Here is a 23,612-nt window from a genome sequence, read left to right as displayed (position 1 = left end):
CAGAAAACATTGCAGACCATCGACAACCCGTTCGGCGCGAGGTTGTCACCCATGTCTTAGGTACATTCTGTTACCTATGTGTCCGGGCCGGACAACCAAAGAAATGGTCGGGGCGAGAGGATTCGAACCTCCGACCCCCACACCCCCAGTGTGATGCGCTACCAGGCTGCGCTACGCCCCGACCAGAGGGGCGGCATTTACGGCCATCCGGCGAGTGTTGCAAGAGCGATCGCGCGGTCAACAGGAATTTTGTCGAACACCCTTATCAGGTTCCGTTGCCGTTCCTATTTGTGCTTGCCGTTAGCCCTTGCTATGGGGCGAAACTGATAAAAACAGAACCGTCTTTCAGGAATCGAGACTCCCAACGATGTTCATATCCACTGCCCTTGCCCAGACCAGCGGCGCGGCCGCTCCTGGCGGTACGAGCTTTCTTGTGCAGCTGCTGCCCCTTGTCCTGATTTTCGCGGTTTTTTATTTCCTGCTCATCCGGCCGCAGCAAAAAAAGATGAAGGATCATCGTGCTGTAATCGATGCGGTGAAAAAGGGAGATCAGGTGATCACCGCTGGCGGCATGGTGGGCAAGGTCCTGCGGGTGGATGAAAGCTATGTCGACGTCGAAATTGCGCAAGGCGTCAAGGTCAAGGTCGTAAAATCGACCCTTTCGGACGTTGTCCAGCCGGGCAATGTCAAACCGGCAAACGACTGATCCCCATGCTGGACTTTCCCCGTTGGAAGATTTGGGCCGTATCGCTGACGGTCATCATCGGCGTTCTGTTTTCCTTTCCGAGCTTTCTGCCCGAGAACATATTGGCGCACCTTCCTGCCAGCTTGCGGCCGCAAATCAACCTCGGCCTCGACCTTTCGGGGGGCAGCCATATCCTGCTGGAAGCGGACACCCAGGATGTGGAGAAGCAGCGGCTGGAGAATATGGAGGAAACCGTCCGCACCGAGATGCGGCGGGGCGATCCCAAGATAGCGATTGGCGATATTTCGCGAAGGGGCGGCAAGCTGAGCTTCATGGTGCGCGAGGGCGCGCAAGTGGATGCGGCGGTCGAGCGTGTACGCGCCCTTACCCAAGGGGCGGGCATGACCGGTCAGCGCGACTGGAATGTGGAGGTGGTGGACAGTTCCACCATCGTCCTGACCCCGACTTCCTCTGGCCTCGATGCTGCAATCGAAAGCGCCATGGATGTCGCGACGGAGGTCATCCGTAAGCGCATCGACGAGATGGGCACCAAGGAACCTACGATCATTCGCCAGGGCTCCAACCGAATTGTGGTGCAGGTCCCAGGTCTGCAGGACCCGGAGGCGCTGAAGTCGTTGCTCGGCAAGACCGCCAAGTTGGAATTCAAGCTGGTCGACATTACGGCAGATCCGGCTGAACTGGCCGCTGGCCGGGCTCCGGTTGGAAGCCAGATACTGCCTTATCCCACTGATCCGTCTGGCGTTCCCTATATCGCGGTCAAGCGTCAGGTCATGATCAGCGGCGATCAACTCATCGACGCTCAGCAGGGATATGATCAGCAAAACAACCAACCCGTTGTAAACATTCGCTTCGATGGAGCCGGCGGTCGCAAGTTCGCGCGAGTCACGACAGAAAATGTGAACAAGCCGTTTGCGATCATTTTGGACGGCACGGTTCTTTCCGCACCCAATATCAATGAACCGATCCTGGGCGGTTCGGCGCAAATTTCCGGTAGCTTCACCGTAGCGAGCGCCAATGAGCTCTCGATCGCACTGCGGTCCGGCAAATTGCCAGTGGCATTGACTGTGGTCGAAGAGCGTACGGTAGGGCCGGATCTTGGCGCAGACTCAATTCAAAAGGGCATGCTCGCCTGTTTGATTGCAACCACCGCCGTGCTCGTGTTCATGCTTGTCACGTACGGCCGCTTTGGCCTGTACGCCAATATTGCACTGGTGGTGAACATCTTCCTCATCATTGGAATCATGGCGATCTTCAATGCTACGCTAACCCTTCCTGGTATCGCCGGTTTTGTGCTGACCATCGGGGCAGCGGTGGATGCCAACGTGCTTATCAACGAGCGTATACGCGAGGAGCAGCGTCGCGGGCGCGGCATTGTTCAGACAATCGAGGTCGGGTACAAGGAGGCCAGCCGGGCGATCTTCGACGCCAATATTACGAACGTCATCGCGGCGGCGCTGATGTTCTATTTTGGTTCCGGTCCTATTCGCGGTTTTGCGGTCGTTCTGACGATCGGCATCGTTACCAGCGTCTTCACGGCGGTCACCGTGTCGCGCCTGCTCGTCAGTTTTTGGCTTCGCGAGCGGCCGACGAAGCTGACCATTTGAGGACGGGAGAATATCATGCGTTTGTTGAAGCTCGTCCCGGAAAACACCAATATTCAGTTCCTGAAATGGCGCAATATTGCGATGGCGATCAGTTTTTTGATGATCGCAGCGTCCATAGCTTTGGTGGCGGTAAGGGGCCTTAATCTCGGCGTCGATTTTGTCGGCGGTCAAATGGTTCGGGTCACGTTCAAGAGCGCGCCGAACTTGGACGATTTGCGCAGCCGGGTCGATGCGCTCAGGCTGGGCGATACGACAATTCAGCAGTTTGGCGGGCCGAATGAAGTGACCATTCGCACACCTCTTCCAAAAGGGGGAGAGGGTGCGGCGAACGACGCGGCCACCGCGCTTAAAGAGGCTGTACAGGCCGGTTATCCAGACGCCAAATTTGGTAGCGTTGATGCAGTGTCCGGCAAGGTTTCCGGTGAACTCTTCCGGACTGGCGCATACGCCATGTTATTGGCGATGGTAGCGATCTCAATCTACATCTGGTTTAGATTCGAATGGCAGTTCGGACTTGGCGCGCTCTTTGCTCTATGCCACGATGTTGCCTTGACGTTCGGCTTTTTTGCGCTCACCCAGCTTGAGTTCGACCTTAACATCGTGGCCGCAATATTGACGATCATCGGCTATTCGCTCAACGATACCATTGTGGTTTACGATCGCATTCGCGAGAATCTCAGAAAATATCGGAAGATGGAAATTATTCCGATACTGGATCTTTCTGTGAACGAGACGCTGGCGCGCACGCTAATGACTTCGCTCACCATGATTGTGGCGTTGGTTTCCCTGCTGATTTGGGGACCGGAAGTGATTTTCGGTTTCACGGCTGCAATGTTGCTGGGCATTTTTGTCGGAACCTATTCGTCCATCTATATGGCGGCGCCCATCCTGGTATGGGCGCGGGTCGGGCCGCACAGCTTCGTCCCCAATGAAGGTGGTCCGGTTGCTGGAGCTGAACGCCTAGGCCGAACCGCACCTATCCGTGAGCCATGATGGAGATTCGCCGGGATGCTGAGGCGCCCGGACCCGTCATTACGGGATTTTCCGGCACTGCGTTTCGCGTGCAGGATAAAATATTCAAGCATGGGCTGATTCTAACCCCGGACGCAGCCATCGACTGGACAGCCCCGCCGCTGGCGGAGATCAGCATAGCGGACCTGCTTATATTGTTCGAAGTCGAGCCAACCCCAGAGTTTCTGCTGCTGGGAACGGGCAGCGCGCTTGTTCATCCTCCTCGTGCTTTTGTGCAGGCCGTGGAAGCAATGGATATCGGCGTCGAGGCAATGGACAGCCGTGCCGCCGCGCGCGCCTGGGGTGTATTGCGAACGGAAGGGCGGTTGATCGTGGGCGCGTTTTTGCCCTTATAGATTGTGCAAGCAAGCGCGAGGCGAAAAATGATCAGGACGGGCCCACTCAAGATCAAGCTTCAGCTATTGTGCGGCGATGAGATCGCTATGGGTCCGGGAAAGGCCGACTTGCTTGACGCGATCGGGCAACAAGGCTCCATTTCCGCAGCAGGACGAGCCTTGGGCATGAGCTACCGTCGGGCTTGGCTATTGGTCGATGTCATGAACAGATGCTGGCAAGAGCCTTTGGTCGAGACATCTGCCGGGGGTAGTCATGGCGGCGGAACGAGGCTCACCGACTTTGGCAAGTTGATCCTGTCCCGCTACCGGCAGTTGGAAGAGATCTGTTCAGGCGCAACTGCTGGCAAGGCGCTTGCCGAATTGCAGCAGAGCCTTTTACCGAATCCGCAGGTTTGAGGACTATCAGCAGGTTGAGCTTATCGGCAAGCGCTATATAGGAAGAGATATAGCAGTCCGGAGGGGCGATTCGGTGATTAGGAATATTTTTCTTCTGGTCGGGATGCTGTTGGCTGTTGCATCTGCATCGCCTTCCCAGGCCCGTGAAAAGCCGCCTTTGATCCTCGCAGCCGCTAGCCTTCAGGAGGCATTGGGTTCCGTTGCCGAGGCATGGGCGAAGAAGGGCAATGGGAAGCCAGTGCTTTCCTTTGCCGCTTCCTCCGCGCTCGCAAAGCAAATCGGTGCGGGTGCTTCGGCCGACATTTTTATTTCGGCCGATGAATCCTGGATGGACGAAGTAGCAGGGCAGGGGCTTATCCGGCCAGCCACCCGAAAATCCTTTCTGACAAATCAATTGGTGCTTGTCGCTCCAGCAAAGTCTCGGCTCAAGATGCAGATTGCCAAGGGCTTTCCATTGGCGCGGCTGTTAGGTCAGGGGCGTCTGGCGATGGCTGATCCCGACGCGGTTCCTGCCGGAAAATACGGCAAGGCCGCTCTTGAAGATCTAGGCGTCTGGATTTCGGCCGAACCTAAAATCGCTCGGGCGGAAAATGTGAGGGCTGCATTGGCGATGGTGGAACGAGGCGCCGCGCCGCTCGGCATTGTCTATGCCACAGATGCACGGGCTTCGGACCGTGTGAGGGTGGTCGCGGTTTTCCCTGCGTCGAGCCATCCACCAATCTCTTATTCGATGGCCGTACTTAAAACATCGTCGAGCAGGGAAACAGAAGGTTTTCGGCGCTTCTTATTGTCACGACAGGGCAGGGCCATTTTTGCCCGCTCTGGCTTTATATCCACCGGACAATGAGCCCGCCGTCGGCCGAGGAATGGGAAGTCATACTGCTTTCGCTGAAGGTCAGCGGCGTTGCGGTGATTGTTACTCTACCGATGGCCTTTGCCCTGGCTTGGCTGCTGGCGCGAGGGCGATTTGTAGGCAAGGTGCTGATCGACGCCCTGGTGCATTTGCCGTTGGTCCTGCCGCCTGTGGTGACGGGCTGGTTTCTTCTGTTGGTCTTCGGTCCTGCCGGTCCCTTGGGCCGTTGGTTCGAAAAATGGCTGGGCATTGTCTTCATGTTCCGCTGGACCGGTGCGGCGCTTGCTGCTGCGATCATGGCGTTACCCTTGATGGTTCGCGCGATTCGACTTTCCATTGAAGCGATCGATTGCCGACTGGAGGATGCTGCCCGAACACTGGGTGCAAGTCGCGCTCACATGTTCGTTACGATCAGCCTACCTCTGGCGCTCCCAGGCATATGGGCTGCGGCCGTGCTTGGCTTTGCGCGCTCGCTGGGGGAATTTGGAGCTACGATCACCTTCGTGTCTAATATTCCCGGAGAGACGCGAACTCTGCCACTGGCTATTTATTCCGCTTTGCAGGTGCCAGGCAGTGATCATGTTGTCGCTCGACTTGCCGTGATTTCTATTCTCCTTTCGCTGATCGCCTTGATCGTATCGGAAGCTCTTGCCCGTCGGGCTGGCCGGGGGATGAGCCATGTCCTTTGAAATCGATATCCGCAGGCGGATAGGCGAGTTGGATATTCAAATGAAGCTGGAGGCAGGTCCGGGTCTCACGGCGCTTTTCGGTCCCTCGGGCGTGGGCAAAACCAGCCTTCTTAATATGGTTGCGGGCCTGATGAGGCCGCAGGTCGGCCATATCGCCATATCTGGAGAGATACTGTTCGACAGTGAAACCGGAATTGATTTGCCGCCCGAAAAGCGGCGAGCGGGTTATGTTTTCCAGGACGGCAGACTGTTTCCGCATAAGGATGTGCGCGGCAATCTTCAATACGGCATGAAACTGGCTTTACCCGAACATCGCTGGCTGGAATTTGACGAGGTCCTGACCTTCCTGGGGATAGGTCACTTGCTGGACCGCTGGCCGGCCACTCTTTCAGGCGGCGAAGCGCAGCGGGTGGCCATGGGCCGGGCACTACTCAGTGGCCCCAGATTTTTGCTCATGGACGAACCTTTATCGTCTCTCGACGCCCCACGGCGCGCCGAGATCATGTCGGTCATAGAGCGAGTCCGCGATGAATTGAAGCTGCCAATCCTTTATGTCAGCCATGACCGGGCTGAAGTGGAGCGACTGGCAACCCAAATAGTGACGATCGGCTCCGAGCGCTAGCTGTTGTCCGATCTGCGACGTCATGGAAATTCGAAATGGGCAAATGGGCTCACGCAGGGCGGTTCAATGCCATGATACACGACGCGACCCTGACCTGACTTGTAAATATCGAGATAGTTGGTGGTGGTGATGAAGGTCGCCAGTACAGTGCGGTCAAAGCCTTCAAAACGGTTGCGAGTGAAATGCGGCCCCGTGTTGCTGAGGATCGAACTGACCCCTGTAAAACTGGCCGTCCGCAACATCAGGCCAGTTTCTCCATCCAATTCTACCAACCGGGAAAAATCTTTGGCAAAGGTTGCGAGGTCTTCGTCGCTGATGTCGAATTCGCCCAGCAATCTGGTCAGTGTACGCCGCATGAGATCGTTAAGGTCGAAGGTTGCCACACCTGCGGCAACTGCGGCGAACGCTCCGGCTGTTCCTGCCGCTCCCGCGAAAAGGGCGCGCCTCGATATAGTGAATGCCATTGTTTCGACCTCCCTCAGATAATCCGCCTTGCAGCGCGTAGAGACAGCGCTGCAGCGGTCAGGCTGGGGCCGGAAGCCGTACAGGTTGGGAATACCGAAGTGCCAACAGCAATGAGGTTACGCCAGCGATGGTGTATCTGATGTTCATCTACCACTGAAGTCGCAGCATCCCGGCCCATCCTCATGGTGCCCTGATGATGGGATTCCGTTCGGCGGACGTTCCGGAAATAAATTTCCTCGACAGGCAGAGGCGCAAGAATCTTTGGGAGCGCCGCCATGACCCTGTCCACTCCCTTTTGCGCGTAGGAAGACGGTCCTTTATGGAGCACTTCGGGTATTCCGAGCTTGGGTCCTTTCACGACCTGGTTATGGGGTTCGAGCAACTCCTCCACGACGATGGTGAGGGGCAGCACTTGTTGCCACCTTCCGGGCTCCAACCTGAATCCGAAGGGCCAACGGTTCTCAAACGAAATCATGGCAGAGCCGGATTCCGACCGAAATGAGCCGTCATATTCGCTGTAATTCACCCCGGTGGTAATCGTGCTTCCGTCGAAATTCTCGAGGCCATCCAGATAGGCCTCAACGCCGATGCCATAGCCTTCGTGGAGGCCTTTGCCGGTCAGCCCGCCGCCCATGTCCGACTGGATCATGATAGCCGGACTGTGGATTGAATTTGCGCCCAGCACGAACAGGCCGCCATGGACCTTGTATTCCCTGCCGCCATTTTCAAAAACCAAAGATCGTACGCTGTTCGAGCCCCCCTCAAACCGCAAGGCCGTGGATTGCAGGCAGACGGTTACATTAGGCTCGGAGAACATGCCGATCAGCCCGTTGTTCACTGTGAATTTGGCATTGGCGGGGCAAAGCCAGCATCGCATTGAACAGCAACAAGCCGGGCGCTGCTCCGTTGCCACCCGAGCTCGAGCTGTAGGCATCACGAAATGCATATCTGGTTGAGCTTTTTTCATCATCCGGTCCGGTGAGGCTGGATGATGCGGCGGCTGCGGATAGGGCTTCGAGCGCGGAAAAATGCTGACCATGTCCGGATCGCCGGAAATGCTCATCACTTGCTCGGCTTCGGCATAGAATGGTTCTAGCTCGTCATAGTCGAACGGCCAGTCGTTGCCGACGCCATACCGGCTATGGAGCTTGAAATCGCTGGGATGCAGGCGATTAGCCTGACCAAACCAGCAATTTGAGCCTCCACCCAAGCCGATTGTAAAATTCCAGGGTTTGTCGCTTTCAGTATGGAAAGTTTTATTATGATCAATGTCGGAATTGTCGTGATGATCCAACTGCCACTCATGGCTGTTGTGCCGTCCTCGCTCTATGACGAGAAACTTAAGGCTCTTCTTGTGGAGCGCTTCGTAGAGAAAGAAGCTCGAGCCAAAACCCGATCCGATTATGACGACATCGAAATGCTCGTCATGGATTGAAGTAGGCGCAACACTGTTGATCATCGCACGATTTCCCCAGCTGGCATGACTGACCAGCCCCAATCGCATTAATCGGAAAGCGCTTATTCTGTAGGCTAACCCCGACAAGCCGAACTAAATTCAAGCTAGGCATAGGTCCAGCGCGCAAAAGGATAGTTTCGCTCGCGATTGATCGGTAGGCCTTGGCGGCAGGATGAAAATGGAGGCCCGAGCCGGAATCGAACCGGCGTATACGGATTTGCAGTCCGCTGCGTCACCACTCCGCCATCGGGCCTCGCCCGCGCTTGGGCGGGAGCCCGGCTGCTACCGCAGATCATGATATAGTGCAATCGTGAAAGTGGCGTCGCGACATCCGGCCCTTGAGGCAAAGCGGAGCAAAAAAAGCGCGAAGTCGCTTGGCCTTGCGCGTCATTCCGATTAGACAGCTTGGAGATTATTTGCTGTATTGCATTTGCAACACAGTCATGCGAAGCGAGAGCCGTTGTGACCGAGCATAATTTTAAGTCGATGCGTACCGCTATGGTGGAAAGTCAGCTTCGCACCAGCGATGTCAATGATCCGCGTGTGATTGCCGCTATGGCGAATGTGGCGAGAGAGGCATTCCTGCCTAATGATCGGCAGGCGCTGGCTTATATCGACCGACCCGTGAAGCTGACCGAAGGGCGCTGGCTCAATCCGCCGCTCGCTACCGGTCGCCTGCTTACCGCCGCGTCTATTGCGCCGGACGACAACGTCCTGCTGATCGGCGCGGCTACAGGCTATACGGCCGCTCTCCTTTCGCAACTCGCAGCTTCGGTGGTCGCTGTTGAGGAGGACGAGGCATTGCTCCCCCGGGCAAAGGCCGTTCTGGCGGGTTATGGGAATGTGAAGCTGGTGTCGGCAGCCCTGAATCAGGGAAGCAAAAAATATGCTCCCTATTCTCTAATCGTGATCGACGGCGCCGTGGAAGAAATTCCTTCTGCCCTTGTAAAGCAAGTAGGCGACGGCGGCCGGCTGGTGGCGGCTGTTCTAGACCGCGGTGTCGCTCGTTTGGCGATTGGCCGAAAAAGTGGCCAGGCCTTTGGTATGACCCATTTTGCCGATTGCGAATCTGTACCACTTCCAGGCTTCGAAAAGCCCAAAAGTTTCACCTTCTGAGATGAAAATATGACCAAGCGCCGTATTGCCATGACCGCGTCGGCCGCGGTGCTTGCCCTTCTGTTGTCCGGACCTGCACCGGCGGAAACGCTGCAGGAGGCGCTGGCCAAGGCCTATCGCACCAACCCTACGCTGACGGGGGCCAGGGCAGGGCAGAGAGCTAATGACGAAAATGTTCCAATAGAACGGAGCGAAGGTCTGCCGGATATTGGCGGCGTTGGGAGTTATACGGAAAACGTCAAACGGTCCGAGAACAGCTTCAATTCGCCCCGACGCCTGGTCCAGGGCGGCGTTACGCTGACGGTTCCCATCTATCGGGGCGGCGGCGTTGCCAACCGAGTGAAGGCCGCCAAAGCGCGGGTCCTAGCGGGGCAAGCGGATTTAAGGGGAACGGAAGCCAGCGTCTTCAGTTCGGTGGTGGCCGCCTATATGGATGTCATTCGCGACGGAGCGATTGTAGGTCTGAATCAGGCCAATGTGCGCGCCCTGGACGTCAATCTAGAGGCAACGCGCGACCGTTTTGAAGTAGGCGATCTCACTCGCACGGATATTGCGCAGTCGGAGTCGCGTCTCGCAGTGGCGCGCAGCGATCTGCGTGCCGCCGAAGCGCAGTTGATTTCGAGCCGTGAAAATTATATCCGCCTTGTCGGCAACCCGCCGGGCGATCTTCAGCCCCCGCCGCCTCTGCCTAACCTGCCCGCCTCTCCAGAGCAGGCAGTTTCCGTCGCCATTGATAATAACCCCGATATTGCGGCCGCGAAGAAAGCGCGCGAAGCAGCGACTTATGATGTCCGTGTGGCGAGATCGTCGCGATTGCCGACCATTTCGGCCACCGCAGACGGCGGCTATGTGGATTATCTGGGCAGCCTGGATTCAGGGCCAACGGCCTCACAGAGCGAAACCACTGCGGCGGCAGGCGTGACGGCGACAATTCCGCTTTTCCAAGGTGGTGGTCCAGGTGCGTTGGTGCGTCAGGCCCAGGCGCGCGAAAGCCAATCTATCGAACAATGGATAGAGGTGGAACGCGGCGTAGTCGCGCAAGCACGCGCAGCATTTGCGAGTTGGCAGGCGGCAAATTCCGTTATCACCTCCAGTCAGGTGGCAGTCGATGCCACACGTCTTTCGCTCGAAGGCGTGCGGGCGGAGAATACAGTGGGAACGCGAACCATTCTGGACATCTTGAACGCCGAACAGGAATATCTGAACGCTCAGGTGCAACTCGTTTCGGCGCGGCGTGATGCCTATGTGGCCGGATTTACTCTGCTGGCAGCGATGGGTAGGGGGGAGGCCGGCGATTTGGGGTTGGACGGTGGCGCCTTATACGATCCCATCGCCAATTATGAGCGGGTGAAGGGGCGTATCTGGGACTGGGACGAGGACCCCACACCGCGGGCGGAATCGACAAGCACCGTTGACACACCCGCGCAAAACTCCATTGTGGGTCCACTAAATAGCAATTGAGGCTGATTATGGGGGATTTATCCCGAGAACCCTCAATGGAAGAGATACTCTCCTCCATTAAACGCATCATTGCTGAGGAAGGCGAAAGCCTAGGAAAATCTGTGTCACGAGCGGCGCGTGCGAAAGTGAAGCAGGCGGTGCCCGGCGAATCGAACGAAGCAATAGAGCACGATTCGCAAGATGTTGACGCGGCTGACGAAATTCTGGAACTGACAAATGCGGTCGCGCCTGAAATTCACGACGAGGCCATAGATTTGGCTGCCGAACCTCAGTTGGCCCAACCTCAATTGGCCCAACCTCAGTTGGAGGGCGAGGAAATGACCGAAAAAACTATTTTGTCCGATGAGACAGCCTCGGCCACGCGGCACTCGCTGGCCGCGCTTTCGGCTTTGCTGATCCGTCCCGACGATGCTCCATCGAATACGCTCGAAGGTTTAGTTCGGGAGATGTTGCGGCCAATGCTCCGCGAATGGCTTGATGCCAATCTACCGGAATTGGTAGAGAAAATGGTTTCCAAGGAAATCGCTCGCCTTACCGAAGGCCGTATTTAAGAGCCTTCTCTCTTTGAGTTAGTCAGGACCATCGACTTCAAATTCAAAGGATTGAAGTTCGGCTCCGAGCAGTAGCCTCAGTTCCGCAGGCGCTCGATCGCTTGCGCTAGGGCAACGTACAGCTTGCCCATGTCCGACGAGAGTAGCGTCACGGCGAGCGCGCTGCCATCCCGCGTGGCGAGAATATGACGCAGCATTGCTTCGAAGTCGTGGATGTACCGATTGACGTGCTCACGGAATTCCGCGTCCTGGTCATAATGGTGCGAAATTTCCCGCGCTTCTCCAGCGTCCAACAATTTGACGGCGCGCCGAGTGAAAACGCCCCGGTCGCCCTTAAGATATGCCGCCCAACTTGAATCCGCCACTTCGTTGGACAGGATTTTGCTGACGTCAATGGCCGTGCTGTTCAGCGCCTCGATAAGCACCGCGACTCGCCGGGCAAAGCTGTCGCGATCGCGCTCCTCCGACTCGTTGCGGGCTTCATCGATCCGCCGCTCCACGCTGGCGCTCGTATCGGCAATCGTCATCATCTGTCGCATCAGCCGTTCCGTCGCCTGATGAGCCGCCGAAAGCGCGTTTTGGGCGACAACGGAGATCTGCTCCATTTGCGTAACGACCTTTTTCGAAACCGCATCGTCCAGAGCCTTTTCGCTGGCCTTGCCGAGTGCGTCCGCTGCCTCTGGGATCGTTCGCGCGAGCGATTGTCGCGCGCGTTCGGCGGCTTGTTCCGCGGTCTCCTTGACGCGCAACAGGGCCCCTATCAGCTTGGGACCTGATTGTCCGGCCAGGCGCTCCGACTGTTCGTCGGCCGCCGCGATGGCGCCACCCAATTTTTCAACTTCAATCCGGTTGGTGACGATGTGCGACTCTGCGCTGGAAAGCCACTCCCGAAGCAAGGTCGCTTGGGCGCGGATCATTTCCTCGGCCTCATTGACGCGGCCCAATATCGCTTCGGTGACTGCCTCAAGCTTCTCTGCCTCTGGCGAAGTACTAGCGATAATCTGCAAGGTCATGCCCAGGCGCTCGTCCAGGCGACCCAGCGCCAGCGGCAATGTTTCGTCCAGCTCTCTCGTGCTGGAATCGAGAGCCAGCAGCAGCGATTCCGAACGACCGATGAGGCGATCCGCCGTGTCATGTCCGCTGGAGAGCGCTTGCTGCAGCCGCTCTGCTTCCTTGGCCAGGGTGTCCATGGCGGAGTTGAGGCGCTGATTTCGCTCTCCGCCTTCCTGCTCCAAGGTTGCAAACTGCTCCGCAACTGAAGCGAGCCCTTTATCCAGGCCGCCCGTGAGTTGGTCAGCGAGACCATTTTGTCTATCCAAAAGGCCGTCGATCTCGTGCAGTTTGGCTTCGATTGCCGAAATATTATCGGCAAAGTTGGCCACCGTGTCCGCGCTGATCGTGGTAAGCGCGGCACGCGACTGATCGATCATCAGCCCAAGTGCCCCGGCCTGCGCATCCAGGCCCTTGCGGCTTGTATCCACAGCATCGCGCGCCCGTTCAAGCGCCGTGTCGATCCGTTCGCTGGCAAGGCGGGTAATATCGTCGATTTCGCCGGTAACAGCACGGGATGCTTCCTCCAGCTGCAACAATTGGCCGGAAAGCACCTGCGTAGCGCTGAGCGTTTCTCTCTTGGCCCGGTCGGTAAGCAGAGCAATGGCTTCAATCTCGACCTCGAGCAAGGTCGCTTGCTCCAAAGCGGCAGCGCCACTTGCCGCCATCTGGTCCGCAACCGCGGCCATCTTTTCACGCGCTTGGGGAAGCACGGCGTTCAACGTTTCCAGGCTGGCGGTCACGGCCAATCCTGCCTGCTGAAGGCCACGCGCTTTTTCTTCCGCGATTTGCATGTTTCCCGCGAGAGAATCGGCTGATTCCTGCAGGCGCGCAGCCGCAGCGAAGCCGAATTCCTGCAACTGCTGAGCCTGCTGCTGCAGTTCGGCGCGGGCGGCGGAAAGTTGTTCACGCATTGCCGCCAGACGCAGTTCCAAGGCATGGCTTTCAGCGCGCAGCAGATTAGCGACATCGCCAAAGCGACGCATTTCCGTTCGACTGTTGCGCATCAGGATCAAATATATGATCCCTATCAGGGCCAGGGGGACTGCGGCTGTCGTTATTATGGAAGGAGTGTCAGTCAGCCCGGGAGTGGGCAGACCGGCACCAAAAAGCAGCCATGTATAAAATCCCAACCAGGCCGCCGCCAACGCAGCGGCGCCAGCCCGAATCAGGAGGGGCAGAGAAGAGGGAGCTTCGACCCCTTCTTCAGCCGCGATATAGGGGCTTTCGTCGATAGCCGAGACATCGATCGGGGGCTCCGCTTGCCCGGAGTGCTGGCTGTCATCCTCCCGTGCGGAGGCATCTTGCGGCTGCTGCTTGTCGCGCCAGAGGCCGACGATTTTGGTATCCCTGGACATGCCGGCATGTGTAGCATTTTTTGCGTGATCGGGAAGGCGGCAATTTGGCAACAGTTCATTAACCGCGATCATGTTAAGTCACGAAAATGTCTTATGATCCTGGAGCATTGGATGCTGCGCTAGCAGCCGCGGTGGGCGACGACCCTGAGCTGGTCGCGGACCTGCGCTATGCTTTTGTGGAAAGCGCACAGCGTCAGTTGGACCTGCTGGAAAGATCGCGCTGCGACGCCAATTGGCAGATGACGGCTTGGCGGTTGAAAGGTCTCGCGGCGAGTTTCGGTGTTATAGGTCTTATGTCGCTGGGGGAAGAAGCTGCGAGGAGCGTCCCTGGGGATCCGGTCATTATGCGAAAGCTCAAGGCCGCACTCGCGAGTTTCGAATCTGCGTAACGCCAGTTACAAGCCTTGAAGGCTTGCAATCTAGAATATGGATTGCGAAGAGGAGAGTTCCAGGGATCAGGAACCGGGGACGCGCTCTTGCCCTTTGCGGCTGTCATTTCTGCAACCGCCAATATCGGCCATGACGCAGGGCCGCTGAGGGCGATGCTGGTCTTTTCCGGCCAGACGCTGGTCGAATATCAGGCGCGTCAGGCCGCTGAGGCAGGGGCTGGCCACATTTCCATCCACGTTGGCGCTGTCACACCGGCCTTGTCTCGTTCCGTGGATCGGCTGACTGCTGACGGGATCAATGTGTCGCTGGTGCGCAGTACTGCTGAACTGCGGCAGACGGTGCCGCTGGACACAGACATATTGCTCGTCGGCGATGGCATCCTTGCTGCCCCGCCCTGGTTCCAGGAAATTGCGCAGCGGCCCGCGCCGGTCGTGCTGGTCCTCAATGATCATGTGACCCGTCCGGAATTCGAACGCATTGATGCGCAGCATCGCTGGGCAGGTCTGGCGCGTCTCAACTATCGGCAATTGGTCGATACGCTCGACCGGCTGGATGTGCTTACAGACTGGGATCTGCAATCCACATTGCTTCGACATGCCGTCCAGTCGAACGGGGACCGCATCCTTGTAGATGATGAGGCTTTGTTCAACGGTGGTCTGTTTCAACTCGAATCGCAGGACGCGGCCGACGCGGCTGAACATCATTTCCTTCCCGCTCGACCGATGGAGCAAGCCGGTACGGGGTGGGTGGATCGATATGTTTTCCGGTCGCTGGCCGACAAATTGGTTCCCTTGCTGTCAAAGCAGCAGATCGAGCCAGCTCCTGTCAGGGTGTCCGCTGCGGCCATCGCCCTCATCGGTCTGATTATCGCTACAAATGGCATAACATGGCCGGCCTTGCTGCTATTTCTCGTCGCATTGGCAGCGCAGGACGTCGCTGTAGGTCTTGCCGGCGTGGTACGCCGCCCGTCCAAAGGTGCATGGCCGGCTTATATATGTTCGGCGATAGCGTTGCTTGGCCTTGCCGTACTGGGAGGCAATTGGCGCGTGGGCGATGTCCGGGCGGACTTTACCGGTCTATATCTGGTCTCGACTATACTGATAGTCGAATTGACGATTCGTACCGGAAGGGCGCAAGGCTTGAATCCCTGGGCTCTCTGCAGTCTGGCGACCGCGACATTTTTGCTGCTGTTGTTCAGGCTGGCGGGAGCGCTGGAGCTCGGCTTCGCCTTCGTCATTCTTTACGCGCTTGGGAGCATGGCAACCATAATCCTTCGCCGTGATACGACGCCGGAAAGTCCCGCTAGCGCCAAATAGCGACTTGAAATTTTGCGACGCGGTTTAGGGCAAATTAGCAGCGTCATCCGAGTCGGTGACGCATTTGAGCCATTTCCGCTAGCTGGCACATGGAAAACTGACCCACGGAATCCTGCGGTGTCCCGCGTGGAATGGAAAACCGATTTCCGCCTCACCCCCTCCATCAAGGGGCCGGGGGGATGAGTGCTATAATCTCGCCGTGCGGCACATACCGCTATCGGTTGGAGCGCCCGGACGTGTTTGGCGACTTCGCCACGGCGGTTATCATGGTCAACCCATCGACCGCCGACGCAGTGGAAGACGATGCCACCATTCGAAAGCTGATCGGATTCCGGAACCGCTATGGATGGGGCAATTTGATCGTCGGAAATCTCTTCGCCTACCGCTCAACTGATGTGCGTGAACTCGCGAGCGCAAGTGATCCCATCGGCCCGGATAACGGCTATCGCCTAGCAGAGATTTTCCTTGACGCACAACAAGTCATTTTTGCGTGGGGGCCAACGGCGAAGCTACCAAAGCGGCTGCGCGATCATTGGCGGGATGTGGATAGCCTCGCCCGCAAGATGCACTTGCAGCCCATGTCTATTGGCGCACCCGCAAAGGACGGCCACCCCTGCCACCCGCTCATGCTCCCGTATAGTCGGGAATTGCAGCCGTGGCACCCCACCGAGGCCACTCATGACTGAGGCGGCGATGCGTATCTCTGCCGCCACCCTATGTTCCGGCATGGGCGCGCCTGAGACGGCCATGCCGTATTGGGACTGGACGCTCGGCTCAGAAATCGAGAAAGCACCGCGCGCTGTCCTGGCACACCGCTTCGGCATGGAGGATGCGCGCCAGACCCGAACCGGCACAGGCGCGGCACTATGGGGCGACTTCACCACGATCCGCGTCCGCCATCTTCGCAGGCTCGGCATCGCGCTTCCGCAGTTCATGATCGCCGGGACGCCGTGCCAGGCATTCTCGATCGCCGGTGTCCGCAAGTCGCTCGACGACGACCGTGGCAACCTCACATTGGAGTTTCTTCGCCTTGCACACGCTCTTCGACGCGCTGGAGCCCTCGTCGGCTTCCTCTGGGAAAACGTCCCGGGCATCCAGACAACCGACGACAACGCTTTCGGATGTTTCCTGGCTGGAATTGTCGGAGCAGATGCCCCCCTCAGTTCGCCACTCAAACGCGGACGGTGGCCAGGTGCGGGTATGGTTGATGGACCCCACGGAAAAGCGGCGTGGCGTGTTACGGACGCTCAATTTTTCGGCTTGGCCCAACGCCGCGAGCGTATGTTCGTTGTCGCGAGTTTTGTGGAATGGCTTGATCCCGCTGCGGTACTTCTTGAGCGCGTTGGCTTGTACGGGAATTCTGCGCCGCGCCGAGAAAAGGGGGAAGGAACTTCCGGAACTCTTAGTGCGCGCACTGAGGGCGGTGGCGGACCTGGAACCGACTTCGACCTTGCCGGTGGATTGCAGCCCGTCCACGCCTTCGGAGGGGGGCAACAGGTCCGGCCCGATCAATCAAGCCGCCTGCCTGACAGCGAAGGGGCAGAGGGTGGACTTTGAGGTTGAAACCTTCATCACCCACGCGCTGCGCGGAGAGGGTTTCGATGCCAGTGAGGATGGCATGGGGCGCGGAACGCCGATTGTGCCGATCGCCTTTCCTGAGCGCATGTCCGGCACGCAATATGCTTCGACAGAGGATTTGTCGCCATCGCTTGGCGCGCTCAATCCAACGGCCATTGCAATCCAGGCAGGCGCGCTGCGCACGAACCCAAACAGCGGACCCGATGGTGTCGGCGTTCAGAAGGATATTGCCTATACGCCGGAAGCGCGGGCAGAGGCGCAGGCCGTCGCCTTCGACATGCGCGGCCGGGAAGGCGGTTCGCAGTTCGAGGTGCCGCACGACACGGCGAACATTCGGGCTGCGTCTGGCGGATCAAGCCGGAGCTACGTGGCAGAGCAATGGGCCGTCCGCAGGCTCATGCCCAGCGAATGCGAGATTCTGCAGGGCTTTCCCGCCGGCCACACTGCCATTCCCTACAAGCGCCGCAAGATCGCCGCCGATGAGGCCGAACAGTCTGCGCTCGGCGGTGCCAGCGTCTGGCAGGAAAGCGAACAGTGGTTCACCGACTGCATGGCGGACGGCCCTCGCTACAAGATGATTGGCAACAGCCAGGCCATCCCGAACGTCCGCTGGATATTGGAGCGGGTCGAGAGGCAGTTCGCATCGCAGAAAAGACAGGCAGCATGACCACCCCAACCGTCTACCACGGCACCCCTTTGACCCCTCGCGCCGCTCTGCTCGATGTCTGCACCGGCAGGGCAATGTGCGTCTCGTTCTATCGTCCTGATGATGTGGATGCGGTCGAAGAGATCAGCCCAGCCATCATGTACGACAATGGAGCTTTCAGCTTCTGGCAGCAGGCTTTGCGCGAGGGCAAGGAATGGGCGGAGGATAGGGACTGGACGCCCTTTCTATCGCTGGCTGGAAACACGCTTATTCCATCCGGGACGCTGGGCAGTCATCCCGGACATGCCGGGCGCGCCGTCCCAGCTCAACGATGCACTGCTCAACGATTGGCCGTTTGGGCAGAAGGGCGCGCCGCTCTGGCACATGGATGGGTCGATAGATCGCTTGGGGCGGTTGTGCGAGCGCTACGGGCGCGTCTGCCTCGGATGGGTGGGCGAGACGAAGGCCGATCAAGCCGTGGGCTGCGATGCTTTCCGCAAGCGCATGGACGAGGTTGCAGCCTTCCTCGGCAACCGCTGGCCGGTCATCCACATGATGCGCGGAACGGCTGTTGTCCAAGATTATCCGTTCCACAGCGCGGACAGCACAAGTCTGGCACAGAACGGGTGGCGGTACGATTCCCCGATGGACGAAGCCTTCGGGGACCGATGGCGGGGACGCCGGGCCTATGCCGACAGATTAGAGGGGAAACGCGGTGAAATATCTCCGGCGCGCAATGTGCGAGCAAAGGTTAAAGCGCATCATGGCGCGAAGGCTCAACCAAGCCGACCAGAAGAGATGCTTCGGTTTCCCATATGGGAGTAGCGTCCGGGTGCGTCAGGATCGGCTGTCATGACCACCCCAACCGTCAAGGAGCAGTGATATGGACATCAGCCAAGCATCAGCGCTGGAAATAGCCGACAATTGGGACCAGATGGCCGCCAGTGAGGCGGATGCGCCGACAGGACGCCGTGAGACATTGCGCGAGTGCGCCGACCTTATCCGCATGATGGTGAACAGGGAGCCGGAAACCTGCCCTCATGCTCAAGGGCCGTTCCGTTTCTGCTACGAATGTCCGGTGAGTCCGTGCCCAATCGGGATTGGTGGGGAGAAGTAATATGGAGAAAGAGGAATTCTGCAAAAGGTTCGTCACCCACATGATCGACAAAGCGAGCTTTGACCACTTTGACGACGGCACGATGGTCCTCGATTACGCCGAAGAAACCGCGCAAACCTATTGGGAAACCGACTGGCAGCGGGAAATGGGACCGGAGGAATGCGCTGATGCCGACATGAGCTATTGGGGGGATTCGTGATGGAGAAAGAATTGAGGCCGTGCCCATGGTGTGGGTCGTCGTTCGAGGTCCGACTTAATCGCGGATGGTGGCTGATCTGGTCCACCGGCGATCATGAACAGCGGTGCCCGATCAGGAACCGCAACCCATTCGATGAGACGGCCTATTCGAGTAAACAGGCTGCAATCGCCGCATGGAACACCCGTCACCGTCTCACCGCCCAAGCACAGGGCGGGGATGTGGAGAAGCGGGAGGCGGTCACCGAAGCCGTCTATCGCGCAATCTACGGCGATGTCTGGGAGCGATTTCAAGACCCCGAGGAAACGGACTTTGCGGAAAAGGTGGCTGATGCGGTTCTTACGGCCCTCTCCACCCACCCCACCCCTACCGAGTTACCGGGGGATGCGCTGCGGGAGGCGGAGAAGGAAACCAACGCCCTACGTATGGCTTGGTGGAACGACATGAAGGCGCGCGGCTGTAGCGATGATGTTGCTATCCGAAAGATTAAACAGGCCCTCGCCACCAAGGAGAACGCCGACAATGGCTAACTATCCTAAATGCCCGATATGTGGAGCGCATGGCCCGACCGGAACCGACTATACTTGGTGCGCTTGCGTCCTGCAAATGAATGACCGCCGCGCCCAGGCGGATGATGGGCTGGCGTCATGCAATTGCGCCTTGAGGCTATCCGCAAATTTGGGGAGGGGTGAATGACCGACAAATCAGCCGCAATGGTTATAGGTTTCATCGCGGCGCAGGTTGTGTGTCTCGGCGCGGCGCTTATTGTAATGTGGATATTGTGAGGTGAATGAGCGCACCAAAACCTTCCTTGTCGCTACCGCTGCCGCTACGATAGGAAGTATGTTGATCGTGAACCTCATTCGCGGGGTGGTGACGGGAGCGTGGAACTTTTAGCCACCTCTTCCCCCCATTTGAAAGCCGCCATACTGTACGCCCCTAGATCAGCACATTTCATGGCGTCGGGTTGGCTGATATAAAGCCAGGCAACACTGGTGCCGCTTTCAGGAACTCCGGGCGTTCCGGGATTGACGGGCAAACCAGTTTCTCGGGCACCGCTGGAATTGGTTGAGGCCGTTCGTTGCAGGAGCAAAGCGCGATACTGAGCGCGCAGGCTATCGTAGTTCTGGTCTGCATGTTGAGCCATCCTTCTGTGTTCTGTTTCGACACGCTGTTTTTCGGCCACAGCCGCTTCCTGGGCACGCTTCGAGGCATCGTGGTAGTTCTGGACCGTTTGCTTATGCGCCACCTGTTCAGCATCCCTCGCCTTTGTCATTGCGAGTAGATCCTTTCGGACGCCGTTTAATGTGCCGTTCTGCCACAACAGGAGGGCGAGAAGGGCAGCGACAGCACATTGCCACGGATATTGCCTAATGACGCTGAGAAGGGCTGAAATCGCCTCACGGAGCCAGCCAAGCCCGCCAAGTAGGAATTTGCCGATCAACGCTATGCCCATCACCAAATCCTCCCCCGCCCGAAGTCCATCCCCACCTCAAACACCACCGTCCCCAGAAGGGCTATGCAGGCGATGAGGATGAGGCGCTTCATTCTGGCCACACGAAACCGACAGGGTTGGGCGCCCGCATGATCGTATCGCCGCGATGATCGACTAGGCCGGTATCAACCGCGTTGTGGTCCGTGACAGTGACCGGCGAGGGTGTGGGCTGATAGAAGTCGTCCAGATCATCTGCTACCCATGCTCGGGGTTTGGTGAAATAGCGTTTCATTTCTTGGTCATCTTCCCGCCAAGTGACGATCCCAGCCAGAATGCCCCGACTGCGATCGCGAGATTGTTCCAGGTCTGTACGAGCGCGCCTTTTGTGGTGGCGTCATTGGAATAGATCAGCACCCATGCTGTGACCGCTGCGAAGCCCGCCAGAATGACAACGGACATGATGATGATGGTCCCGATGTGCGGCACGAGGGGCGGAGGGGTCTCTTCGGTCATGCCTGATACACACCCGTCTCCAGCATAGCAGTCACCCGCTTTGCCCGCGCTGGCGTCTGCTTGGCCCATTTAGACTGCATCATGTTTGCGGCAGCTTCATCCCATCGCTTCTGCGCCACGAGATCCAGCGAGTTCTTGAATCCAGCCAGCCCCTGTACGCCGAGCTGGAAGCACATCGACAGCAGCGCTACAGCACGGACAGGATCATCCTTGACCGCTTGCCATGCGGGCCAGTCCTTCATAGCGTTCATGAAGCGGCGGATATCGTTGGCGAGCAGATAGTCTATTTCCTCGTCCGTCAGCCGGCCGCCCTTGCGCTTGTCGATCAGCCGGCCAACTCCGATTGTCCAAAACCCGATATGATCCTGGTAGGCGTGCGGGATTCGGCCTTCCTCGCGATTGAGGTGCTTTGTCGCCAAGGTGATGATCGGATCATTCGCCTGTGCTTTCGCATCCAGTGCAGCATTGACAGCCGAAAGCGTGGCGGGACCAATGATCCCATCTGCCGTTACCCCAAGGCGCTCCTGTAGCTGTCTGACGTTCATAAATACCGCGCCCCCGTCATCGCCATTGCATATCCAAGGGCCAGAGAGCGTTCATCCGAGGACAGCCCCTTGAAGAAGCACAGCCTTGCGATCTCCCCGTCAAAGGCGCGGCTGTTGTCGGTATGATTGCCGATGCAGAGCGCCAATGCAGCGTTGCTGACCTGCGTTCCAGAAGGCGCTACGGTCGTTCCACCGCTGGCCCCGAAGCTGTCCAACTGGCCTAGGATGGGGGTGTTGCTTGGATTGAACCGGGTCCCGAAGATGTGCCATGTGTCATGCGCGGAGACCTTGGAAATGCTCGCATCGGTCGTGGTGTAGTCGATATTGACAGCCATATTCGCGCCGGTGGACGCATGACCCATCCGGTCGAGCCCTTTTCGCCATGGGGTTCCAAAGTTGCTCGCGCCGCCAGTATAGCTTTTATACACCGTGATCGAATAACCTTCGGGGTTAAACACGTCATTGATCTTGGCGGTTGGGGCGGCGGTCAGCTTCGTGTTTCCAGCACTGGAGAAGACGACCGATGCCTTGCCGTTTGGCGTGGCGTTGTGCTTGAGCGTCGGCCTTGCGGTCGCCTCCGTCGCCGCGATACCCGCGCTGGAATCTGTCCACGATGGCACCGCCGCTCCATCTGCGATGCTGGCCACCAGCGTCTCCGCGTCCCAATCCACATGGCTATCCCAGAATGCAGGAGCCGTGGGCACATAGGGCACGGCGCTTTGCTGGAACATCGCTGTCATCAATTCGGCTGCGATAGCCGCGTGCCCCGTCGCATTCGGGTGAGTGTTGTCGTCGGTTAGGCCGGAGAGAATGACGTTGCTCGCATTTTGCCAGCCAGGTCGTGTATCGACGAACTTCGTGCCCAGGGGGAGATTGGTTTCGAGGAAGTCATTGACCTGATCGGCAACACCGCCAACCGTGAAGCCGGTCGCAGGGGTTCCCCCGCTGCTCCGGGTCAAAATGGTGCAGACCGCCGTGCCCAATTCGCGTGCCGCTGCCATGCTCAAGATCAGCATGAGGTCATCGCGCACCTGTGAATAGGATCGGGTATTGGCTATATCATTGGTGCCCATGGCAAGGATGACATCGGTAGCCCCGCAGGCATCTAAGAGGGCAAGCCGCTTACTATGGGCGCTCACCCAATCGCTGGCCTGCTCGCCACTGGTTCCTAGATAAATGACCGGGTAATCAGATGCGATAGTCCGTTGCAGAAAGCCGATTTCATTGCCGGTCAACGTATCGCCGGCGCCGTTACCGATGCTGTCCGTGATACAGGCGAATGCCCGAGTGGCGGTGGACTGGCCAAGGATCGCAACAGGGCCGTAAAATTCCGTTACATCACCAGGTGTGGGTGTCTGCCCCGCGAGGCTGGACGTGCCAAGCAACTGCCCTTCGCCATTATCAGCTTCCAGACTCACTTGATCCATGGTCGACCATTTCTGCCCTACCGATGCGACCTGCACATAGGTTTCTATTTCGAAGTAGGTAAGCGCTGGAATGGTGAGGTCGATTTCGTCCGTGGTGACATCTGCGCCGGTTGACGTGATCGTGATACTCGACTGGCTGGCAAAGGTGACAGCAATCCAATCCCCTGTCCCCGCTGGATAGCGGACCCGCGCAGATACGGTAATATCGTTGAACCCCGCAGCTTCGGAACAGCGGTTGGCATAGACCAGCTTCATGCCGCCTGCACAGGCAAAACCAAAGGTCCGGTGACGAGAGAGATATTTGCCGTGGGTGTTTATGCCGTCGCTGGAATGCGTATTGATGAACGTTTGTTTGGTGCGGTTCGCAACGGGGCGAAGGAAGGTCTGAGGCGCAGGACCGCCGCCGCTTTCGCTGCCGCCTATGCCAAGGCCCATGGAGAGGGATAAGCCGATCATCCATGCCCCCCGAACAACATTTTCGCCGCCGCGAGAAGGAGCCCCCCGGCCCCTGTTAGAATGAATGCAGCCCCAGCAAAAAAGCCCAGCCCTTTAGCCTGCCTGACGCCCATGTTATTGATTTGCAGACTGAGACTATCTAGCTTGCTGGATATATTCGCAACGTCATGCTTTACCGTGCGCACATCGGCTTGGAGCGCCCCTACATCACGTGCGATCTGTAGATCGTGATCAGTCATTATTCGCCGTTGCCCTCATGGTTTCTGTCTCCGGGCGCGCAAAGCCTCCTTAGCTTTATG

At 58.1% G+C, this 23,612-nt stretch carries 29 protein-coding genes and 2 tRNA genes; 20 read left to right on the top strand and 11 right to left on the bottom strand.

All coding sequences use genetic code 11. From position 1 onward, the window contains the following. Positions 1-104 precede the first annotated feature (104 nt). Positions 105-181: transfer RNA gene (locus HNQ99_RS13385), tRNA-Pro, on the bottom strand. 186 nt (positions 182-367) lie between these two features. Here HNQ99_RS13385 and yajC point away from each other — a divergent pair. From yajC to modC, 8 genes are all read left to right on the top strand, one after another. Continuing rightward, positions 368-706: a preprotein translocase subunit YajC gene (yajC, locus tag HNQ99_RS13380; protein ID WP_184476468.1), complete on the top strand. Its 339-nt coding sequence runs from the start codon at positions 368-370 to the stop codon at positions 704-706. 5 nt (positions 707-711) lie between these two features. Then, positions 712-2,310, top strand: a complete 1,599-nt coding sequence (gene secD, locus HNQ99_RS13375; RefSeq protein WP_184476466.1) for a protein translocase subunit SecD — start codon at positions 712-714, stop codon at positions 2,308-2,310. Between the two features lie 15 nt (positions 2,311-2,325). Beyond that, entirely contained in the window at positions 2,326-3,303 is a 978-nt protein-coding gene (gene secF / locus HNQ99_RS13370) for a protein translocase subunit SecF (protein WP_184476464.1), read from the top strand. Next, complete coding sequence (locus tag HNQ99_RS13365) at positions 3,303-3,677, top strand: MTH938/NDUFAF3 family protein (protein WP_184476462.1); 375 nt, start codon at positions 3,303-3,305, stop codon at positions 3,675-3,677. The genes secF and HNQ99_RS13365 overlap by 1 nt, the downstream gene beginning before the upstream one ends. 27 nt (positions 3,678-3,704) lie before the next feature. Next, a complete protein-coding gene (locus HNQ99_RS13360; RefSeq protein ID WP_184476460.1) occupies positions 3,705-4,073 on the top strand; it encodes a winged helix-turn-helix domain-containing protein in 369 nt (122 codons plus the stop codon). A gap of 103 nt (positions 4,074-4,176) precedes the next feature. Further along, complete coding sequence (modA, locus tag HNQ99_RS13355; protein ID WP_184476502.1) at positions 4,177-4,920, top strand: molybdate ABC transporter substrate-binding protein; 744 nt, start codon at positions 4,177-4,179, stop codon at positions 4,918-4,920. After that, positions 4,917-5,615, top strand: coding sequence for a molybdate ABC transporter permease subunit (modB, locus tag HNQ99_RS13350; protein ID WP_184476458.1), 699 nt, complete (start codon positions 4,917-4,919; stop codon positions 5,613-5,615). Before modA ends, modB begins: the two co-directional genes overlap by 4 nt. Then, positions 5,605-6,237: a molybdenum ABC transporter ATP-binding protein gene (gene modC / locus HNQ99_RS13345; RefSeq protein WP_184476456.1), complete on the top strand. Its 633-nt coding sequence runs from the start codon at positions 5,605-5,607 to the stop codon at positions 6,235-6,237. Before modB ends, modC begins: the two co-directional genes overlap by 11 nt. Before the next feature lie 20 nt (positions 6,238-6,257). On the opposite strand, the gene HNQ99_RS13340 is transcribed toward modC, so the two are convergent. From HNQ99_RS13340 to HNQ99_RS13330, 3 genes are all read right to left on the bottom strand, one after another. After that, complete coding sequence (locus HNQ99_RS13340; RefSeq protein WP_184476454.1) at positions 6,258-6,701, bottom strand: hypothetical protein; 444 nt, start codon at positions 6,699-6,701, stop codon at positions 6,258-6,260. Between the two features lie 14 nt (positions 6,702-6,715). Continuing rightward, positions 6,716-8,161 (bottom strand): GMC oxidoreductase, encoded by a 1,446-nt coding sequence (locus HNQ99_RS13335; protein WP_184476453.1) that lies wholly within the window; start codon positions 8,159-8,161, stop codon positions 6,716-6,718. Between the two features lie 176 nt (positions 8,162-8,337). Beyond that, a tRNA-Cys gene (locus tag HNQ99_RS13330) sits at positions 8,338-8,411 on the bottom strand. Positions 8,412-8,620: 209 nt separating this feature from the next. On the opposite strand from HNQ99_RS13330, the gene HNQ99_RS13325 reads away from it, so the two are divergent. The 3 genes from HNQ99_RS13325 to HNQ99_RS13315 are packed head-to-tail and all read left to right on the top strand — an operon-like array spanning position 8,621 to position 11,286. Then, positions 8,621-9,274: a protein-L-isoaspartate O-methyltransferase family protein gene (locus tag HNQ99_RS13325; protein WP_322790369.1), complete on the top strand. Its 654-nt coding sequence runs from the start codon at positions 8,621-8,623 to the stop codon at positions 9,272-9,274. Positions 9,275-9,283: 9 nt separating this feature from the next. After that, on the top strand, positions 9,284-10,735 hold the full coding sequence (locus tag HNQ99_RS13320) for a TolC family outer membrane protein (RefSeq protein ID WP_184476451.1): 1,452 nt from the start codon (positions 9,284-9,286) through the stop codon (positions 10,733-10,735). 8 nt (positions 10,736-10,743) lie between these two features. Beyond that, positions 10,744-11,286 (top strand): DUF2497 domain-containing protein, encoded by a 543-nt coding sequence (locus HNQ99_RS13315; RefSeq protein WP_184476450.1) that lies wholly within the window; start codon positions 10,744-10,746, stop codon positions 11,284-11,286. 77 nt (positions 11,287-11,363) lie between these two features. Here HNQ99_RS13315 and HNQ99_RS13310 read toward each other — a convergent pair whose 3' ends face one another. After that, on the bottom strand, positions 11,364-13,694 hold the full coding sequence (locus HNQ99_RS13310) for a coiled-coil domain-containing protein (RefSeq protein WP_184476448.1): 2,331 nt from the start codon (positions 13,692-13,694) through the stop codon (positions 11,364-11,366). A gap of 86 nt (positions 13,695-13,780) precedes the next feature. Between HNQ99_RS13310 and HNQ99_RS13305 the strand changes: the two genes are divergently transcribed. From HNQ99_RS13305 to HNQ99_RS13265, 9 genes are all read left to right on the top strand, one after another. Further along, positions 13,781-14,083, top strand: a complete 303-nt coding sequence (locus HNQ99_RS13305; RefSeq protein ID WP_184476446.1) for an Hpt domain-containing protein — start codon at positions 13,781-13,783, stop codon at positions 14,081-14,083. A gap of 87 nt (positions 14,084-14,170) precedes the next feature. After that, positions 14,171-15,400, top strand: a complete 1,230-nt coding sequence (locus HNQ99_RS13300) for a hypothetical protein (RefSeq protein ID WP_184476444.1) — start codon at positions 14,171-14,173, stop codon at positions 15,398-15,400. Between the two features lie 179 nt (positions 15,401-15,579). After that, positions 15,580-16,086 carry a DUF1643 domain-containing protein gene (locus tag HNQ99_RS13295; RefSeq protein WP_184476441.1) on the top strand — a complete coding sequence of 169 codons (507 nt, stop codon included), beginning with the start codon at positions 15,580-15,582 and terminating at the stop codon, positions 16,084-16,086. Next, positions 16,079-16,957 (top strand): DNA cytosine methyltransferase, encoded by an 879-nt coding sequence (locus tag HNQ99_RS13290; protein WP_184476439.1) that lies wholly within the window; start codon positions 16,079-16,081, stop codon positions 16,955-16,957. The genes HNQ99_RS13295 and HNQ99_RS13290 overlap by 8 nt, the downstream gene beginning before the upstream one ends. After that, complete coding sequence (locus HNQ99_RS13285) at positions 16,947-17,645, top strand: hypothetical protein (RefSeq protein WP_184476437.1); 699 nt, start codon at positions 16,947-16,949, stop codon at positions 17,643-17,645. Before HNQ99_RS13290 ends, HNQ99_RS13285 begins: the two co-directional genes overlap by 11 nt. 282 nt (positions 17,646-17,927) lie before the next feature. Further along, a complete protein-coding gene (locus HNQ99_RS13280; protein WP_184476435.1) occupies positions 17,928-18,449 on the top strand; it encodes a hypothetical protein in 522 nt (173 codons plus the stop codon). Between the two features lie 58 nt (positions 18,450-18,507). Beyond that, the gene (locus tag HNQ99_RS13275; protein WP_184476433.1) at positions 18,508-18,741 is read left to right on the top strand and encodes a hypothetical protein; all 234 of its coding nucleotides are present in this window, start codon (positions 18,508-18,510) and stop codon (positions 18,739-18,741) included. A 1-nt stretch (position 18,742) separates the two neighbouring features. Beyond that, complete coding sequence (locus HNQ99_RS13270; RefSeq protein WP_184476431.1) at positions 18,743-18,940, top strand: hypothetical protein; 198 nt, start codon at positions 18,743-18,745, stop codon at positions 18,938-18,940. An 11-nt stretch (positions 18,941-18,951) separates the two neighbouring features. Then, a complete protein-coding gene (locus HNQ99_RS13265) occupies positions 18,952-19,467 on the top strand; it encodes a hypothetical protein (RefSeq protein WP_184476429.1) in 516 nt (171 codons plus the stop codon). 329 nt (positions 19,468-19,796) lie between these two features. On the opposite strand, the gene HNQ99_RS13260 is transcribed toward HNQ99_RS13265, so the two are convergent. The 6 genes from HNQ99_RS13260 to HNQ99_RS13235 all read right to left on the bottom strand — a co-directional run bounded on the left by HNQ99_RS13260 (position 19,797) and on the right by HNQ99_RS13235 (position 23,552). After that, a complete protein-coding gene (locus HNQ99_RS13260) occupies positions 19,797-20,381 on the bottom strand; it encodes a hypothetical protein (protein ID WP_184476427.1) in 585 nt (194 codons plus the stop codon). 100 nt (positions 20,382-20,481) lie between these two features. After that, on the bottom strand, positions 20,482-20,664 hold the full coding sequence (locus HNQ99_RS13255) for a hypothetical protein (RefSeq protein ID WP_184476425.1): 183 nt from the start codon (positions 20,662-20,664) through the stop codon (positions 20,482-20,484). Next, positions 20,661-20,885: a hypothetical protein gene (locus HNQ99_RS13250; protein ID WP_184476423.1), complete on the bottom strand. Its 225-nt coding sequence runs from the start codon at positions 20,883-20,885 to the stop codon at positions 20,661-20,663. The genes HNQ99_RS13255 and HNQ99_RS13250 overlap by 4 nt, the downstream gene beginning before the upstream one ends. Then, positions 20,882-21,430, bottom strand: a complete 549-nt coding sequence (locus HNQ99_RS13245; protein ID WP_184476421.1) for a glycoside hydrolase family protein — start codon at positions 21,428-21,430, stop codon at positions 20,882-20,884. Before HNQ99_RS13245 ends, HNQ99_RS13250 begins: the two co-directional genes overlap by 4 nt. After that, positions 21,427-23,313, bottom strand: coding sequence for an SGNH/GDSL hydrolase family protein (locus HNQ99_RS13240; RefSeq protein WP_184476419.1), 1,887 nt, complete (start codon positions 23,311-23,313; stop codon positions 21,427-21,429). Before HNQ99_RS13240 ends, HNQ99_RS13245 begins: the two co-directional genes overlap by 4 nt. After that, positions 23,310-23,552, bottom strand: coding sequence for a hypothetical protein (locus tag HNQ99_RS13235; protein WP_184476416.1), 243 nt, complete (start codon positions 23,550-23,552; stop codon positions 23,310-23,312). Before HNQ99_RS13235 ends, HNQ99_RS13240 begins: the two co-directional genes overlap by 4 nt. Between the last annotated feature and the right edge of the window lie 60 nt (positions 23,553-23,612).

Source organism: Rhizorhapis suberifaciens (assembly GCF_014200045.1).
Lineage (GTDB): Bacteria > Pseudomonadota > Alphaproteobacteria > Sphingomonadales > Sphingomonadaceae > Rhizorhapis > Rhizorhapis suberifaciens.
This window is presented reverse-complemented; position numbering and strand designations above follow the sequence as displayed.